Source organism: Gluconobacter sp. P1D12_c (assembly GCF_018812105.1).
GTDB lineage: Bacteria > Pseudomonadota > Alphaproteobacteria > Acetobacterales > Acetobacteraceae > Gluconobacter > Gluconobacter oxydans_A.
The window spans coordinates 1-563 of record NZ_JACSIQ010000223.1 but is presented as its reverse complement, the minus strand read 5'-3'; the positions used below and the strand labels follow the sequence as shown (position 1 = coordinate 563).

The following is a 563-nucleotide window of genomic DNA, read 5'->3' as shown; positions in this document are numbered from 1 at the left end:
CTGCACGCCGTTGAGAAAGGAACGTGTCAGCCGTAGCATTGATCGCCAGAGGCAACGGTCCTTGCGCGCGCATCGCTGCAAACGTGGCTTCCGGAAGAAGGTAGGTGTCGAATGCGCGGTATTGGCGACTTTCCGTTACCCAGATGTCTCCGGCACGCAGACGCTCGCGCAGCTGGGTCAGAACACAGAGTTCGTAAGCCTGTCGTATGACTGTTCCCTCTGGCCTGACAAAGCTGTGCCAGGAAGGCGGAATGAAACGGATCGGACAGGAGTCAGGCAAGCGGCGTTTACCGGTCCGATAGAGKTCTMCAATGATCTGCACCGCCTTCAGTAWTCCCTGTACCGTGCGACCACCCTGAAACTGGAACGCGTTCAGGAATGGACCAATGGCAGGACGAAGAGAGCGATGCCGGTTGATCAGTTCGGCCGTGCGATCAATGGTCTCTGGAGCTGTCAGGGTTTCAGCCCTGCCGATGGCGTCCTGGAGGCGGGGCCAGTCAATTCCCGTAATGGCAGACAGTGAATCAACGCCCTGATCACGGGCCTCAATCAGATGACGGCAA

At 58.0% G+C, this 563-nt stretch carries 1 pseudogene; it reads right to left on the bottom strand.

The features are described 5' to 3' along the window. Window positions 1-563 (bottom strand): annotated as a pseudogene (locus KP705_RS16450) (Tn3 family transposase); the annotation flags it as partial.